The organism is Halomonas sp. H10-59, assembly GCF_040070555.1.
Lineage (GTDB): Bacteria > Pseudomonadota > Gammaproteobacteria > Pseudomonadales > Halomonadaceae > Halomonas > Halomonas litopenaei.
This window is the reverse complement of record NZ_CP098828.1, coordinates 1,008,336-1,024,650: the sequence shown is the minus strand read 5'-3', so window position 1 is coordinate 1,024,650 and position 16,315 is coordinate 1,008,336. Positions and strand designations below refer to the sequence as shown.

The following is a 16,315-nucleotide window of genomic DNA, read 5'->3' as shown; positions in this document are numbered from 1 at the left end:
ACAAAGAGCCGTGGCGCGCATTCTACCGAGCCAGGCCAGCGCTGACACCCGCCCTCATCACCTGCCTAGCCACCGTCCCAGCCACCTTCCCTGCCAACTGCGGGTTTATCTTGGCGAGTCAGCCGCTTATAATGCCGCCCCAACGCCCTCTTAGCTCAGCAGGATAGAGCAGCCGCCTCCTAAGCGGCAGGTCGCAGGTTCGAATCCTGCAGAGGGCGCCATTTCAGGGTCCCGAGCGTTCCTCACGATTCCAAAAACCTCTAAAAAACCCCTGAAATTCAGCTATTTTTCTTCCCACCCCTTCCTGACACGTCCTTCCCAATCCGGCACCACAGTGGTATAGAACATGGTATATCCCCCTGTTCGAAGATGCTCGCTATACCACCATGCCGCTAACCATCAGAAAAATCGAGACAACCAAGCCAGGCAGCAAGGAAGTGACGCTATCTGACGGCTTGGGACTCGAACTCAGGATATCCCCCAAAGGCCGTAAAGGCTGGCGACTCCGCTATACCCGCCCAAACGGTAAACGCAACATGATGAGCCTGGGCAGCTACCCCGAAGTCAGCCTTGCCGAAGCCCGTGAGAAGCGCACCGATGCAAGACGTTTGCTGGACAAAGGGATTGATCCGGTGGAGCAGCGCAAACAGGAAAAGAGGGAGCTGCGATACGCCTCCGAGAACACCTTCAGGGCGCTGGCCGGTGAATGGCACGCCACCATGGTCAAGCGCTGGAAAGCCACGTCTAAGCGTGCCCCTCAGAGCTGGAGTGCCCTGGAGAGCCATATCTTCCCTTTCGTCGGTGACTTGGCCATCGATAGCATCAAGCCACTTGAGTGGCTGGAAGTCTTGCGTCGCCTAGAGACGGCTGGCAAGTTCGAGCAGCGTCGCAAACTCCACTCGTTCTGCCGAGACATCTATCGCTTCGCCATCATCACTGGGCGCGCCTCGTACAATCCCCTCTCTGACCTTGGCGCCGCCCTGGAGAGGCAGCAGCGCCGGCATTTTCATCACATCGAGCAATCCGAGCTGCCAGAACTCGTAGAGGCGATCAAGGGGTACGACAAGAGCCCATTGGTTCGAATCGGGCTCAAGCTGCTGCTTTTGACAGCGGTGCGACCTGGAGAGCTGCGTCAGGCCAGGTGGAAGGAATTCGACCTCGATGCCGGCATCTGGAAGATCCCCGCCGAGCGGATGAAGATGGGCAGAGCGCATCAGGTTCCACTACCGACGCAGGCTCTTGATATCCTGGAAGAACTCATTGCTATGACGGGGAGCTACGTGTTGTTGTTCCCTGGACGCAATGATCCTCGCAAGCCTATCTCGGATGCCGCCTTCGGCATGGCGCTCAAACGCATGGGGTTCGAGGGTCGACATGTACCCCATGGGACCCGCCACGTCGTGGCCACCGGCCTGAAGGAGATGGGCTATCCCAGGGAGTGGATCGAAGTTCAGCTCTCGCACAAGCTTCCCGGCATCGAGGGCGTCTATACACACGCGGAACACATGGCCCCCGAGCAGCGCCCAGCCATGATGCAGGCGTGGGCAGATCAGTGTTTCCCTAAATAACCCTGGTACTGCGATGTTGCTTGTATCCTTGCTCGACGCCTAACGCGTCTTCTTACATGCTCCAGAGCGATCCCCTGTTGTACCGGGTGGCCGGTACAACGCCCCCTCATGGCGCCCCTTGCATTTTCACCTCAACCTGATAGCGACCTCGGGCAGCGTGCCCGCAAGTCACACCACCAGCAGTCGCTACAGGAACGAAAATGTCCCGCCTCAATACGCGAAAGTTATCTAGCTTTGCCTTTCTGAACCGGAGTAACACCAAAGCTCCAACGCCGATAGTTGAAGACAAACCTGTTGAAAGCTCATGTCCGCTATCCCGAACACCTTGCAAAATTCACTATCGAACGCCTGTCAATAGTATCAAGCCACTTTTTTTCGGACTTTTGGGTGTGGGAAGGGTCTCTCACACCGCGTGCTTGTCGTTTTCCTCTCAAGATCTCTGCAAGCTGAGTATGTCCTGGGCAGCAGGTACGGACCGAGACGTTTTCCACGACAGTCCTACCCTGCACCCAGCATGACAAAACGGCACCGTCCGACTACCAAATAGCAGCTTGCAAGAGGAATGCGGTATGACCGTTCGATCTACGGAATCCACATCGCGGTTTACTCCGGTGGAGCACCTTCACCTCGGCAATCGCCTTCTACGACGGCGAGATGTTGAGCTCAAAACCGGAAAGAGTCGATCCGCCATCTATGCGGGAATTAGCAATGGCACTTTCCCTGCGCCAGTCCCTATCGGAGACAAAAGTGTCGCTTGGCTCGAGGAAGAGGTTGACGCCTGGATCGCCGCGCGCATCCAGGAGCGCAATCTGAGCCTAGGCCAAGCCCAAGGCTTCAACCACCAACTGGAGGTATCCGCATGAGCCACTATGTCATCTCCTTGAACGGCAAATCCCTGGCTTTCACTGAGGGCGATATTCCGGCGATCAAGGAGGCACTGGACAATGCCTCGACCAACCATTGTTCGACACAACGATTCGCCCAAAGCGGATTGGTGAAGGTGACGCGGAGCTTTGCCACGGTCTCATCTTCGCTCGACCAACTTGGCGCTGATAGCCCGGTCATCCAGACCGACTGCTAGCACTTCCTAACTCAACAGCAAGAACGATGCTGCTCGGCGCAAGCCGAGTGGGTATGGGGGCCTTTGCGCCCGAAAAACAGAAAACCCTTGCTGCGCGGCCACGCGGCAAGGGTTCAAGAGACATAGCTCATGACTAACGATACCACAAATCTCGCCTGCAGCACGGGCAATCACTTGCACATGTATGGAAAGGCTGGCTATGATGCGGTCACCACTGCAAATTCAGTGGTCGACCTTGGCCGGTCGAAAGAATACAGGCGCACAAGCGCCCCTCTGCTAGCAGGCGCTTTTTTTGTGCCCGCAGCATGTTATGGCGGCTGTGCGTGGGACACCTTCGGGTGTGCCGGGTTCCTGTATCTCCGGTCGGCCAACCCGCGTACAGTCGCCCCCATCCGCTGCTTGGCCGCAGCCGGGGACGACTCCACAGATACAGGAGTCACCCTATGGCATCTCGCCTGTTCCCTACCCGCAATCCGTCTGCAAAGGCCTGCGCCCATCGCGCCATGGCCCGTGCGGCGCTCTTCTCAAACTCAAGCACCCGCACACGACTCCAGCGCTACAACCACCACATGCAGCAGGCCCGCCGCCTCGAGGCACTGGAGGTGCACCATGGCTAAGCACCTCGAGAATGGGCTGTGTCTGACAGAGACCGAATGCCTTCTAATTGACCCTTCATCCGATCCCGAAACCCTTTACGACTCAGCAGAGCAACGCCTGGATGCCGTTAAGGATCTGATGTTCACACTGAGCTCGCTCGATGGTCGCCACGGGGCCCTGGAAGTCACCGACATTGCCAACCTCGCCGGTGTATCCCGGATTTTGCTGGCCGATGCGTCAGACCTTTTGGTGGCAGCACGCCGACAGGCAATGAAGAAGTCCCCCCGCCGTGCAGGGGGTGGCCATGTCTGAAGTCATCGTCAAGATCCAGCAAGTGGCAGAAGCCGCTTTGGCCTATGCCGAGACCCTAACCAGCGAGTGGCTGCCGGATGGCAGCCGCCAGGGGAGCGAATGGGTCGCCCGAAACATGACACGCGGTGATCGCTCGTGCGGCTCCTTTGGTGTTTCCCTAGCCACCGGCAAGTGGAATGACTTTGCCGACCGGAGCGCTCATGGAGGAGATCTGGTTTCCCTTTACAGCTACCTGAACGGTTGCCGCCAGGTGGACGCGGCCATGGCCATCGACCGTCGTCTCGGATTGGGTGTCTTTCGCTGGCACGGACAAGCCGGCATTCCTGACAAGACCTTGACGCACCACCAGCACAACGTGGCCGATAGTCAGCGACAACGACGAGAAGCACAGGACACCGCAAGGGCGCTTGCTCGTCAGGAAGCGATAGGACGCGCCAAGTCGGCATGGGAAAGAGCACTCCCAGCCAGCCCTCATCATCCCTACCTTGCCAGTCGCCAGGTCCCGGCCTTCGATCTACGACAGTGCCGTCGTGGTTCTCTGCTCATCCCCCTGTATGCCGGTGGCGAGATCGTCAATCTCCAACGCATCCTGCCCGACGGCACCAAGCGGTTTCTCAAGGGTGGCCAGGTCCAGGGCGCCTATGCGCTGCTCGGCAGGCCAGTTCCTGGTGGCCGACTGTTCATCGGTGAGGGATGGGCTACGGGTGCAACCCTGCATCACCTAACGGGAGATCCCGTCGTCTGTGCCATGCATGCCGGCAACTTACTGGCGGTGGCAAAATCCATGCGTACCGTTCTGAACGGCTCCCTTGATCTGGTAATAGCGGGGGACGATGATCGCCAGACCTCAGGCAACCCGGGCCGCCAGGCCGCCAATGACGCAGCTCTTGCAGTCGGGGCACTGGTGCTCTACCCCGAATGGCCGGACGACTGCCCGGATAACCTGACCGACTTCAACGACCTCTACCGTTGGTATCAGGTACAACGGCGTGACGCAGGGGGTGGCCATGACTGAGAGCCAGTCCCCACTGCGCCTGGTCGGTCAACCGGCCGCGCCGCAGATTGAGCGTCTGGAGCGCCCATCCTATGCAGTCTATGACGGCCCGGTAAGTGTCGGTGGCAAGGTGTTTCGTGCCGGCACCTGGTTCCATGGCATCAAGCATTCCCACGGTGACGAGGCTGGCCAGCCCTTCGACTTGTGGATCTGCGCCCCACTGCATGTTGACGCTGAGACCATCAACAGTGATGACAGCAGCGTCGGACGACTATTGCGCTTCAAGTACCGCCGCAAGGAGGTGGAGCACGTCATGCCGATGGAGGCGCTTGCCGGTAAAGGTGAGGAGGTCCTGAAAGCACTGATGCGTCAGGGTCTGGAGATCGACTACACCCATCGTCGCTACGTTCCTGCCTACATCGCCAGCCACTATGGCCTGGAGCGGGTATTGGCCACCACCACTCGACCAGGCTGGCATGACGCCAGCGGTGCCTTCGTTCTACCTAGTCGCATCATCGGCAGCGCAGACGTTCGCTATCAGGACAGCGGCAAGGGTGCGCTGTTGTTTACCGAACGAGGCACGCTGACCGGCTGGCAGACCGAACTGGCGCACTATTGTCAGGGCAATCCGGTCCTGATCCTGTCGGTCTGCTGTGCACTAGCAGGACCTCTATTGGCCAAAGTGGGCGTCAATGGTGGTGGTGTTCACCTGGTCGGTGATTCCTCGAGCGGCAAGTCGCTGGCCCAAGCCATGGCCGCGTCGGTCTGGGGCAACCCTGGTGTGTTCGCCGCGTCCTGGGATATGTCCAAGGGCGGCATCGAGATCGAGGCCGCGTCGCGCAACGATACGGTATTGATCCTGGACGAGATCAAGCGAGCCGACCCCAAACGGGTACAGGAGATGGCCTATGCCATCGCCAACGGAACCGGCAAGGGCACCATGACTCGCGAGCGCGAAGGACGGCCCAAGCTCTACTGGCGTGTGCTGGCCCTGTCCAGCGGAGAACGCTCGCTTTCTGAGCATGCCGCCATCTCGGGCAATACCGCCCATGCCGGCGCCGAACTACGCATGGTGGATGTCAATGCGGGCACTCGGACCTACCGCGCCTTCGACAACGTTCATGACATGACCGGAGCTGTCTTTCATCGTCGCCTTACCACCGCGGCTTATCAGCACTTCGGGCATGTCGGACCAGCATTTGTCGAGCGGCTGGTGCAGGAGAAGGACCAAGAGCAGGTCTATCACCGCTTCACCGAGATCCGAGAACTTTTCGAGGCGAGCAGCCCACAGGCCGGCCGCGTCGCTGACCGCTTTGCCATCATCGGTCTAGCAGGCGAACTGGCCATTACCTATGGGCTATTGCCCTGGCCGGTGCAGACTGCCGCCCATGCCTGCCGGCAACTCTTTCAGAAGTGGCTAGCCAGTGTGGGGGATGGAAATGCCGAGGATCGTCAGATTCTCACGGCCATCGCGGACTTTATCGCCCTGCACGGCGACAGCCGCTTCTCCGACATATCGGCAGAGTTGCCCAACCCGAATGTCCGACAGCGCGCAGGCTACTACGAGATCGAGGACCGAAAGCGGTTCTATCTGTTCAACCGCGCTTCGTTGGTCGAGGCCTCCAACGGCTATGGGCGCGAACGCATCATTCGCACACTGGAAACCTACGGTGTGCTGGCCAAGACCGACGCGGGGCGGCGGCAGAAAAACTATCGCCTGCCAGGAGGAGGAAGTACCCGCTTTTTCGTGGTTGACCCCGACAGACTCGATACGGAAAGGAGTAGCGCATGAGCCAAGGCAATTCTTCACAGGAACCTGATTTTCATGGCAACACCGGCAACGGGGCAACAACCCAGCAACCATGCGGCTTACAGGCGTTGCCTATAGATAAGAGAGGTGGCAACAACGGCAACACATCTCTTTCTATACCAATACCTCCCCCTATTTCTGTTGCCGATTCAAAAACACCGGCTACAGGTTGCCATTTTCAATCCATTGAAAATAAAGCGTTTTACCTCTGTTGCCACGTTGCCACCAATTTTCAAAACCAGACAGAGGAATATAAGGAGGGAGAAATGCAATCAATAGGTATTCGCAATTATGCGCCGTTTGGTGGCCATGCTCCCGCTCTGGCAGGCGAATCGTCAGTCCTGTGCCAGGGCACCCCACTTTCAGTTTCCTCCTACGCCGGCAACCACTGATCGAGAACACACGATGACCACGAGACAAGCGCAACGCACCTGTACCTCAGCTACTCAGGACGACGACTCCATGACAACTACAGATCAACAGCAACACCTCGCGGATCCGGTTGATCTACTCTCGTCCGTCAAGCAATTTCCAGTCCCGGTGAGCGTCAAGGCACTCAGCCAGGAAAAGGCATCAGCACGTCTAGACCAGGCCATCACTGACTACCGCGAAAAGCGAGACGAGCTTGCAAACGCCAACGAGACCCTGGAGAAGTTACGCAAGACGCATCGGGCTCTTCTAGAGCGGAGCAAGGCTGCCGAGAAGGCATGGAAGCAGGACTTCATGTCGAGCCATGGCAAGCAAAGCAAAAGCGTCCTCGAGCACCAAAAGCAACAAGCGGAGTCACGTGTGCAGGCAGAGCAACACGAGGACATGATTCGCCTGCTTGAGCCCAAGGTCGAACAGCTGCAACTGCTAACCGCACTCGCTCGTCAGACATATGAGTCAGCGGCTCAAGCAGCCAAGGAAGTGCATGCCTACAGCGCGCTGTTACAGAACATGCAGGAGCTAGCGACCGCAGAACAAGCACAAGCAGTGCGCGATTGCCTTGAGCCAATGTTCGAACACGTCGCAATCGAGACCTGCAACGACCCGCTGTACATGGCCCACTTCGGCGTCGATACCAGTAAGAGGCTCGGGCGAGGATTCCTCAGCCAGCTCACCCAAGAAGAGAACCAGCAGGTCAACCATGACATTGAGAAGAGACAGTTGGCCGCTATCGGTGCTCTTTTCCTCAAGCTGCTACCGCTACCGAATGACTGCGATGAGCATCAAGCAGTGATCCCAGCGCTGAGCTGTGAAATACCGAGAGAGGCCATCCAAAACAGCATGGCGACCGTAAGACGACTGAAGGAGCTGGAGGCCGCTCTGGCAAGAGTTTCAGCCTAAGGGCAGTTACTACAAGCTCCCTACCCATCAACCCCGCCATACGGCGGGGTTGATCCGTTTCGGGCCCTATCAAAAGCGCTGCCCTGGGCATCCTTGAGTAACCAGCTGTCCTGGCTCACCAGCGCCCAGTTGCCACCATCCCCCACCTCCCCCGTCCGCCACCCTGGCGCGCTGTCGACACCCCTCCCCGCCTGCGCGCTAAACCTGTCGGTTTTAATGCATTCATGCGCTGCCCGCCAACACGCACCACTGCTGAGCTCTGCCAGTGATAGAGGTTCACCAGAGCTCATGCGGAATCATGCGAATTTATGCTGAGGATGCGACGCGTTGGAGGAGCGTCAGTGGCGTATTGGGAAAATTTATGTCAAGTTCGCAACAGTGTGATCTTAGAAAGGCTTGAACAGTCCGAAGTCGGCTTACAACCCAGTGCTGACGTTCTGTTAAAGACAGTAGGCACGTTCACCAGTTTTTCTGCATTCAGGATGATTGGCGCTATATTTCCTGCCTATACTTTCCTGAAGTTTTAGTTAGCTACAGATGGACTGGTGTGTAATATACACACTAATTTATGCACGTCAGCGTTAAAGTGGAATATCGAAAACGCAATCTAATATAGTTGCTAGGCAAAAGAAATGGAACACGAGACAAAAATACTAATAGCTGTAATTTCCGCAAGCGCTGCGATAGCAGGAGCACTCTTCTCCCAGGTCATAATATTGGTTCGTGACTTTTTGGAGAAGAAGCACAATCGCCGTGTTTTTCTTAGAAATAAATATGAGGAGTTGGCGTATCTCGTTACGGAAAGCCAAGATTGGCTAAACGAGCAAATGAATGCGTCTTCCCTGCGTGCTCTTAGAAGCGCTCAGCCCGCGGAGGCTAGGAAAGCTATGGTCTTATCCCACATCTACTTTCCAAAGCTTCACGGTGTTTGTGAAGAATATTTGAACGCTTTGGTCAGGTTTCAAATAATGCTCATTGAAAACCATGAGTTCCATATTGAACATGATGCCGGGACTCAGGCGGCGCATAAAAATCCAGACGCTTTATCGAAAGTAGGGTCTCACGTTCAAGGTTGCCGCCAACGACTCGATGAAGCCATAATTAAGTATGCGAGTAAATATGCAAACTCCTAACAGGGCGAATCACCGTACAAACTTTTTCGTTTTTGCTTCGCTTTCACCACAAAGATATGTGTGCTAGGGCACATTAAACTTCTGTGTAAATTTAATCACTAAAAAAGAGGAGCAAAAGTTGCCTACTCTAGAAAGTATGAATTTTCCGGAACCAAGCGGCTGGGAAGAGTTTGAGAGTATTGTAAAAAGCTCCTTGGAATTGAGATGGCGAACAAGTGACCTAACCATGCATGGACGCCAGGGGCAAAAGCAAGATGGGATAGATATATATGGAACAGATGATCTTGCACGTTTAGTTGGAATTCAATGTAAATTGACCACTAACTCAATAAACGAATCTATAATAAATGAAGAGATACATAAAGCAGAGGGTTTTCAGCCAACCATTTTCGCCTTATATATCGCCACCACATCGCCTACCGATGTAAAACTACAACAATATGTTCGCATGTTGTCGGTGACGAGAGCTCAAGAAGGAAAATTCTCCGTTGGTATACTTTTCTGGATGGATATTATTAAAGATCTCAAAAGAGACGTAAACACTCTTAAGTACTACTACCCTCAGTTTTTTCCAGAAACTGAGCAGACTCAGCCTGTTTCATTAGATTTAAGGGCACGAGATATCGAAACTCTTAAGGGACTATTAGAGTATATTGATGTGGAGAGAATTAATTATGCGATAGAAATGGCTCCAAAATATGTAGATGCTGATTTTCTTTGCGAGTCCGACACCTTCAATGCAATAAGGGAAAATCCTTGTTTTTACATCCATGATGAAGTGCTGAGGCTAAAGCTCAACTCTTGGCTTGATAAGTGGTATGAGATTATCTGCGCAGGTCGTTTTACATATAACTACCATGGCAATTCAAACCGTTTGATATTCCCAATGCCAATGGACCGATTCAGAAGCCAAGACGAAAGCAATCTATATGATAAATTGCTCGTTCTATACCAAGAGTTTCGAACCATCTTCTGTAACTTTACTGAATTTATCATTCAGAAGTATCCAGAGATAAACCTTAAAGAGACGAGCATTAGAGCAAGACAATGGAACGCTCAGTTCAGAATAGACTAAATTTGACAATCCCATATTGCTGGACTGGCTTTGCATCGCGCACCAACACAGCCGCAACTGCGATTATTAAAACGGCAAGATTAATTAGCTATGATTTATCAAAAAACATTGAAAAAAATTTGTCGTTTACCAAAGGTAACGGAAGAGCAAATTCATGCAATATTTCTCAAACAAGAGAACACCACTGTTAAAGTCGCGCCCATAAATCTGGGGAAACCTGGGTTTGAAATAACTACGAATGAAGGTACTTGCTTTGTAACTGAGCGAAGCATTGATTATTACAACAAAAGGTGGGGGCGTGTCACTGCTCTTCAAGAAAAAATGATTGAATTAGCCATTCCGGTTCCTCTTTATATTGGTGAAGGGACTATATCTAAAGAGATCCATGAAATAAACCAATCAAAAAACCCATTAAAGGGATCAGACCAATGGTTGCACAGGAATTTTTCCATAGAGATAGCAATCACTTATTTTCAAAGATATTTTTCTGCAAGCAATAGTTTTAAAGAATATAAAACTATAATTTTTGAAGCCATTGAAGCCTATTACATGGGCATGGATCATGTAGCAATAATGTCACTTATCCCAGTTTTTGAAGCAGGATTGAGGAATATACAAAATTCAGTTCTTGGAATGAGCTCGCAAAATGTTAGCTCTCAAGAATTTGAAAAAGGTTTAAAAGAACTATGCCTCAATTGGGGGCGGCGCCGAACCAACCAATATATTTGGCACCCAGGAAAAGGATATAACACCGCGGTAGAAATCGATTTTTTTACTCACATCTGCCCTCAGGCAGATGTAATAAATGCATTTCGTATGTTTTTTTCTCATGTCTTATACAAAAGCAATAGGCAAGGAGTGGTCGGATTAAATAGGCATATCATTATACACATGCTGAAAAATGAATTTAATAATCCAGCAAACTTCCCGCGAATTTTCCTAGCCTTGACGCACATAACATTTATAGAAAGCCTGAGCAACCAAAACGTACCTTTCTTCTGGCCAGGCTACAATGATGATGGTGAGGTAAAAGCACTAGCTATATACATAAGAAAAATATCTGAGAGTGTTGGTGAGCCTCGCAGAAAGTTATTGAACAATGTTGGTATTAGCAACTATGGATACAGTGTTTAACAATGCCAAGTACAGTGACAAATTTTCCGTTGCGGCTTCGCCTACTCTATAAAGCTGTCATTCTGGTAGTCTTATGCTCTAAGGGGGATGCTTGAATATTGATCATAGCGAGCTTGCCAAACGAGTGATTGAACTCTCTGGAGGAAAGCAAAATCTCAGTGACGAGATGGATCAAAAGCTTGCTCGGATTAGCAATAAATGGGATCAGGATGTAGGGGCTATTGGCCGTATTCTTCGTGCGCATCTTTTCGTCGAGCACTTTATTACTGAATGTCTGATTGCATTTAATCCGGCTTTGGGGGACTTGGATAAAGCACGCCTCAGTTTTTCGCAAAAATTGGCGCTTATAGAAAATTACTCCCCCGAGATCCAAGAACTAGCTGCTGGGATTCGGCGCTTGAATAAGGTCAGGAATCAACTGGCTCATACTTTAGAGGCTAAGGTAACCGACAAAGACAAAGAATCGCTTTTGTCTGTTAAAACCTTCAGCGCTCTTCGGGAGGAACTCGCAAAGCCGGGGTATCCCAGTGATAACAACATGGATGTTGTGGAGGATTTCGCTAAACATGTTGGCAGTCGTCTAGAATCCTTAGCGGATCCAGGCTCGTTGGCGAATCGATTTCAACAGGCTCGCCGTGAATATGAACAGAGAACATAACCAGTGCAGGCAAGGGTCGCTCCTCACGTCGCGTCCCCGCTGCATGCGTTATATCAGAAAAATCTCAATTTTCGCTTCTGGCCGAGAGCCTATATAGGGACGCACCCCTTTCTGCGAAAGCGTTGGTACAAAGCTGCCTATTGAAAGGTCGTCGGTATAGCCACTGGTATAAAGACATTTTTCTATTCCTAAAAAATAATTATAAATCAATGCTTTACTGCAAATAATAGAATCCTGCAGAGGGCGCCATGTCTGCTCTGCTTTCTTCATTACTTCTCGTTTCTGCTCCCCTTGGGACTTGTTGGCTGCTGGGTGGCTTGGCCGCCCCACACTCGGCCATCACGCGCATCACAAGATGGCCAGCGGCTTGATGTTGGTAGAAAACAGCATCTCTGGATCGCCCCCTGATGCCAAAAAAGCCCACCAGAGTGGCGGGCTTTCGTCTACACGATGCGGGGCAGGGCCTGGTTTCGCCTGAGGCTTAGCTTTCGCAGTTCTCGCCGACCCAGTGACCTTCCTGCTCGATGGTGACCTGCTGGCCGTTGTCCATCTCGATCATGCTATTGAAGTGCTCGTCACTGTGCATCGTGATACTGGCATCGAAGGTGGTCGTGCGAGCGCCGGCGGGACAGGTTGCCTGGGCATCGATGGTATCGCCATCGCGTCTGATCTTGATGTCTTCGCAACCAGACGATGTCCAGTCCTCGCGCAACGTGGCGATCATGTCACTGGATTCTTCCGCGGTCATGCACTGCGTCTCGGTCGTCTCCTGAGTCATCTGCTCAGGCATCTGGTCGCCCGACATGCTTTGGATAATTTCCCATTGTCCAGGCTTGAGGTCGCTGGCCATGGCGCTGGTGGATACCGCGATCAGCAGAGAGGCAAGCAAGAGGTGTCGTGACATGGATCCTTCCCGTCTTTTTTTGGTGAAAAGTCGCCGAGGTATCGGCGCCCCCAGCCTATCTCACCAATGACCGGCAAAACGGAAAAACATCCAAAAGAAAGCAATTAAACAACAGAACGTTACATCAAGGATCGTGCTGTCGATGTCGGCACGCTCGCACGCGGGAAGCCATGGTCCTGCCGGCCCGGGAGGTTCACACCGGGCTTGTCATACCGTCTGTCATGTCGCGCGCTGCACTGTGCGTCAGGTCGCGCGTCATTTCTCTCGACTAGGCGCTGTCCGAAAAGTCGATGAGCGAAGGTTAGACAAGGCAAAAATCGGTGAGAAAGCGCAGTTTACGGGGTGTAAATGAGCATTTTGATCCGATTTTTAACGCCGTATTACCGAGCGCAGGCACTTTTCAGACAAGCCCTAGGCCAGGGCGAAGCCTGTGTAATCCGTCTGCGCATCTTCCCTTGGGCTATCGTGCAGGGGTGTCGACGCAGGGTCGATGTCTCTGCGTTCATCTGTCACGCCGGTCTGGCCCGTCAGGCGTCTCACCAGATCATCGACATAGGCGGCGACATCTTCCGGGTCCAGGGCACGGTGAATGGTGCCAAGATATTCCGCCTGATCGGCTCCGTAGTCTCGGCTACCCAGCAAGGAACTCAGTCCACCGACCGGACCCACACGATTCTCGTGCCCGTAAGACTCGCCACGGGCCAGCAGCCCCGTCAAGCCCACCTCCATCGGCACGAATCTCGCAAGGCCTCTTGCGGCAATGCGTACGTCACACGCCATGACGAGCTCGTGGCCTCCATACCGGGCCATGCCTTCCACCTTGGCGATGGTGGTCTGCGGGAGGTCTTCGATTCGCGCAAGAAGACGCTTGAACTCACGTTTTCTGCTGTCGTCATCGCCGACCTGGGGGGATGAGGCACCCTTCAATGTCTTGTATCCCGCCAGGCGCGAGAACACTTCAGGGAACCGAGACTGAAAGACGATGGCATCGATTCTGGCATCGCGCTCGAGATGATCCAGCAGCTTGCTCATCTCGTCGAGAAAGATGGCACCACTCGGGTCCAGCGGGGCATCCAGGAAGGTCACCCAGGCGGCACCTCGGCGTACCGATACGTTAAAGGTGGTGAAATTTCTGTACTGCATGACAATCCCCTCGGACAGATTCGTGAATCCGTCGCCGGCCTGGCACTGCGGATGGTCGAGCCATTCTGCGCCTTGCACGCCGGCCTCCCGTGGCTACCATTCAGCTCGATGACACTCGGACCAACTTAGCCCAGTCGAGATGGCTTCAGAATGGCCGCTTTCCGGTTTCAGAATTCGCAAAATCCGTATAATGGGGACCAATTTTTGCCCTTTCAGGCACTTCCCTCACATTCTCTCCCCCGACAAGACGCCCGGCAGTGCCAGCTCTCTGTACCAGAGTTCCCTCTGCTAGCTCTCTACCAGCTCTCTTTACCGGTTCTCTCTACCGGTTCTCTCTGCCAGCCCTGTAGGCCGTGACGGCCTGCTCTCTCACAGATAGCTCCTGGCAGAGCGCTTCGGCGAACGCCTTCACCCGCCGGGGTTGGTCGCGAGCGGGAGGAAACATCAGCTGCAAGGGCTTGGGGGGCGCTGCCACGTCCTCGAGCAGTGGCACCAGCCGTCCCTGTTCAAGGTCTTCCTGGACGTCTAGCTCGGACTTGAGGCAGATGCCATGACCTTCCACCGCCCACTGGCGCACCAGTGAGCCGTCGTTGGCGATCCGATTGCCCTTTACCGTCACCTGCTGCGGTGCGTCCTCAGGCCCAAAGCTCCAGACGTTGTCCAGCGCCGCACCAAAACGCATCACCAGGCAGTTGTGCTGTGCGAGTTCCGTGGGGATGCCAGGAACGCCATGGCGCTCCAGGTAGGTAGGGGCGGCACAGACGATCCGGCGAAACGATCCCAGCTGGCGAATGCGCAGGCTGCTGTCCAGCACTTGCCCGAACCGAAGCGCCAGATCAAAGCCCTGACCGACGATATCGGTGAAACCGTCCGACAGCGACAGTTCGAGCGATACATCCGGGTTTTCGCGGGCAAAGTTCGCCATCACCTGGGACACCACCCCGCGGCCCAAGTCGATGGGCACGCTGATGCGAATCGGCCCGGACAGGGTCTGGGCGCCATGACGAATGCGGGATTCCAGCTCCTCAAGCTCTGCCAGCACCTGCTTGGCGCCCTCGACCAGGGTACGGCCTTCTTCGGTGAGGCTGATGGAGCGGGTCGTGCGATTGATCAGCACCACGCCGAAGTACTGCTCCAGCGACGCCAGGCGCTCGGACACGGTGGTACTGGAAAGCCCCGTCTCTCTGGCCGCCGCCACCAGGCTGCCCTTTTCCACGATGGTCAGAAAGAGGCGCATGTTGTGGACGAGCATTATTCGGATTCTCCGGATTTATTTTTCGAATATAGGCGGTTTATCCCCCCAACCCCAGCCGATACCGTTCATCGCCTCACTGCTGGGCCGGTAACCATGCTCCTCCCTGCGGTGCCTTGAACGAGGCTTCGGTTGCCGACCCTTGCATTCCGAAGCTCCGGCCCCGCCGTCCAACCAGCGTCTTCTCAGGAGTGATCCCATGCGCTTGTCTGCTTTCCCCTTGCTTGCCACCGGCGTTGCGATGGCAACGCTCTCGATCGCCGGCCCGGCCACCGCCGCCACCGAGGTGGTGCTGCGCTCGGAGGTGACGCCACAGCCACTTAACCCTGCCAGAGGCGACGCCAGTCCCCAGGCCAGCGTGCTGTGGGGCGACATCACCAAAGATGTGCCCAGTGGCGCCATCATCGAGTTCAAGGAAGGCTTTGCCTCGCCCCCACATATTCACAACATCACCTACCGTGCGGTCGTCATCGAGGGTGCCGTGCACAATGATGACCCGGATGCCGCCACTATGTGGATGGGTCCGGGGTCGTTCTGGACACAGCCGGCTGGCGAGGACCACATTACCTCCGCCATCGCCGAAGAAGGCGCCACCATCTTTCTGGAAATTCTGAAGGGCCCCTACCTGGTCCAGCCCTCGGACCAGGCCTTCGACAATGGCGAGAAACCCGTCAACCTGGAAGCCGGCAATATGGTCTGGCTGCATGCCGATGCCATCAACTGGCTCGAGGTACCCGGCCAGTCGCAGGAAAAGGGCGCCGAAGTGGCCTTTCTCTGGGGAAGCACCGCGCCCGGAGAAGCCAACGGCTCCCTGCTGAAGATCCCGGCAGGAGCCTCGGGGACCATCAGCGGGGACGGCGACACCTTGCGCGCGGTTGTCATCCAGGGCGACGCCGAACTGAGCGGGGCCGATATTCAGGGCTCGTCACCGCTTCCCTCTGGCAGCTATTTCAGCGCGAATGACGACTCGGCTCCGCTCTTGACCTGCACCTCGGACGCCGAATGCCTGTTCTACTTGCGCACGGATGGCAGCTTCGACTTCGCCTCGCGCTGACCTGCTGACGCCTCGCGTTCGCCGTGCCCCCGGCCTCCCGGCCTCCTGGAAAAATTCGTGCAGGCTCGATACCGCGCCTCTGCCCTCCGGGGCGGCTCGGTGCTGCCGCCCGGCCCGGCCGGGGGGCGCTGCGCATGGTGAAGGCATCGCCGAGGCAGGGTAAGGCATCGCCGAGGCATGGGTAAGGCATGGGTAAGGCATCGCCGGAGCGCCACCGCGACGCGGCCCTTTCATGCCCTGCCTCGGCTCAGCAGCTAACCGCGCTATCTGC

At 54.9% G+C, this 16,315-nt stretch carries 17 protein-coding genes and 1 tRNA gene; 15 read left to right on the top strand and 3 right to left on the bottom strand.

The features are described from left to right. Window positions 1–144 precede the first annotated feature (144 nt). The 14 genes from NFG57_RS04675 (at window position 145) to NFG57_RS04610 (ending at window position 11,691) form a co-directional block, all read left to right on the top strand. Window positions 145–221 (top strand) — tRNA-Arg (locus NFG57_RS04675). 165 nt (window positions 222–386) lie between these two features. Next, entirely contained in the window at window positions 387–1,568 is a 1,182-nt protein-coding gene (locus NFG57_RS04670; protein ID WP_348815501.1) for an integrase arm-type DNA-binding domain-containing protein, read from the top strand. Between the two features lie 569 nt (window positions 1,569–2,137). Beyond that, entirely contained in the window at window positions 2,138–2,431 is a 294-nt protein-coding gene (locus NFG57_RS04665; protein WP_348815500.1) for an AlpA family transcriptional regulator, read from the top strand. Further along, window positions 2,428–2,649 carry a hypothetical protein gene (locus tag NFG57_RS04660; protein WP_222561226.1) on the top strand — a complete coding sequence of 74 codons (222 nt, stop codon included), beginning with the start codon at window positions 2,428–2,430 and terminating at the stop codon, window positions 2,647–2,649. The genes NFG57_RS04665 and NFG57_RS04660 overlap by 4 nt, the downstream gene beginning before the upstream one ends. Window positions 2,650–3,092: 443 nt before the next feature. Then, a complete protein-coding gene (locus tag NFG57_RS04655; protein WP_287162931.1) occupies window positions 3,093–3,266 on the top strand; it encodes a hypothetical protein in 174 nt (57 codons plus the stop codon). Next, window positions 3,259–3,558, top strand: coding sequence for a hypothetical protein (locus NFG57_RS04650; RefSeq protein ID WP_287162933.1), 300 nt, complete (start codon window positions 3,259–3,261; stop codon window positions 3,556–3,558). Before NFG57_RS04655 ends, NFG57_RS04650 begins: the two co-directional genes overlap by 8 nt. Continuing rightward, a complete protein-coding gene (locus NFG57_RS04645; RefSeq protein ID WP_348815498.1) occupies window positions 3,551–4,573 on the top strand; it encodes a toprim domain-containing protein in 1,023 nt (340 codons plus the stop codon). The genes NFG57_RS04650 and NFG57_RS04645 overlap by 8 nt, the downstream gene beginning before the upstream one ends. Beyond that, window positions 4,566–6,344 carry a DUF927 domain-containing protein gene (locus NFG57_RS04640; RefSeq protein WP_348815497.1) on the top strand — a complete coding sequence of 593 codons (1,779 nt, stop codon included), beginning with the start codon at window positions 4,566–4,568 and terminating at the stop codon, window positions 6,342–6,344. Before NFG57_RS04645 ends, NFG57_RS04640 begins: the two co-directional genes overlap by 8 nt. Beyond that, complete coding sequence (locus NFG57_RS04635; RefSeq protein ID WP_348815496.1) at window positions 6,341–6,754, top strand: hypothetical protein; 414 nt, start codon at window positions 6,341–6,343, stop codon at window positions 6,752–6,754. The genes NFG57_RS04640 and NFG57_RS04635 overlap by 4 nt, the downstream gene beginning before the upstream one ends. 70 nt (window positions 6,755–6,824) lie before the next feature. Then, window positions 6,825–7,691, top strand: a complete 867-nt coding sequence (locus NFG57_RS04630; protein WP_348815495.1) for a hypothetical protein — start codon at window positions 6,825–6,827, stop codon at window positions 7,689–7,691. Window positions 7,692–8,323: 632 nt separating this feature from the next. Continuing rightward, window positions 8,324–8,824 (top strand): hypothetical protein, encoded by a 501-nt coding sequence (locus tag NFG57_RS04625; RefSeq protein ID WP_348815494.1) that lies wholly within the window; start codon window positions 8,324–8,326, stop codon window positions 8,822–8,824. Window positions 8,825–8,942: 118 nt separating this feature from the next. Continuing rightward, a complete protein-coding gene (locus NFG57_RS04620; protein WP_348815493.1) occupies window positions 8,943–9,899 on the top strand; it encodes a hypothetical protein in 957 nt (318 codons plus the stop codon). 90 nt (window positions 9,900–9,989) lie between these two features. Further along, window positions 9,990–11,033, top strand: coding sequence for a hypothetical protein (locus NFG57_RS04615; protein ID WP_348815491.1), 1,044 nt, complete (start codon window positions 9,990–9,992; stop codon window positions 11,031–11,033). A gap of 91 nt (window positions 11,034–11,124) precedes the next feature. Beyond that, window positions 11,125–11,691, top strand: a complete 567-nt coding sequence (locus NFG57_RS04610) for a hypothetical protein (protein WP_348815490.1) — start codon at window positions 11,125–11,127, stop codon at window positions 11,689–11,691. Between the two features lie 481 nt (window positions 11,692–12,172). Here NFG57_RS04610 and NFG57_RS04605 read toward each other — a convergent pair whose 3' ends face one another. From NFG57_RS04605 to NFG57_RS04595, 3 genes are all read right to left on the bottom strand, one after another. Continuing rightward, window positions 12,173–12,595: a DUF3617 family protein gene (locus NFG57_RS04605; RefSeq protein ID WP_108131431.1), complete on the bottom strand. Its 423-nt coding sequence runs from the start codon at window positions 12,593–12,595 to the stop codon at window positions 12,173–12,175. A gap of 411 nt (window positions 12,596–13,006) precedes the next feature. Next, window positions 13,007–13,816, bottom strand: a complete 810-nt coding sequence (locus tag NFG57_RS04600) for an enoyl-CoA hydratase/isomerase family protein (RefSeq protein WP_108131430.1) — start codon at window positions 13,814–13,816, stop codon at window positions 13,007–13,009. 244 nt (window positions 13,817–14,060) lie between these two features. Then, window positions 14,061–14,990: a LysR family transcriptional regulator gene (locus NFG57_RS04595; RefSeq protein WP_045994731.1), complete on the bottom strand. Its 930-nt coding sequence runs from the start codon at window positions 14,988–14,990 to the stop codon at window positions 14,061–14,063. A 199-nt stretch (window positions 14,991–15,189) separates the two neighbouring features. Between NFG57_RS04595 and NFG57_RS04590 the strand changes: the two genes are divergently transcribed. After that, complete coding sequence (locus tag NFG57_RS04590; protein WP_222515557.1) at window positions 15,190–16,044, top strand: DUF4437 domain-containing protein; 855 nt, start codon at window positions 15,190–15,192, stop codon at window positions 16,042–16,044. The last annotated feature ends 271 nt before the right edge of the window (window positions 16,045–16,315 follow it).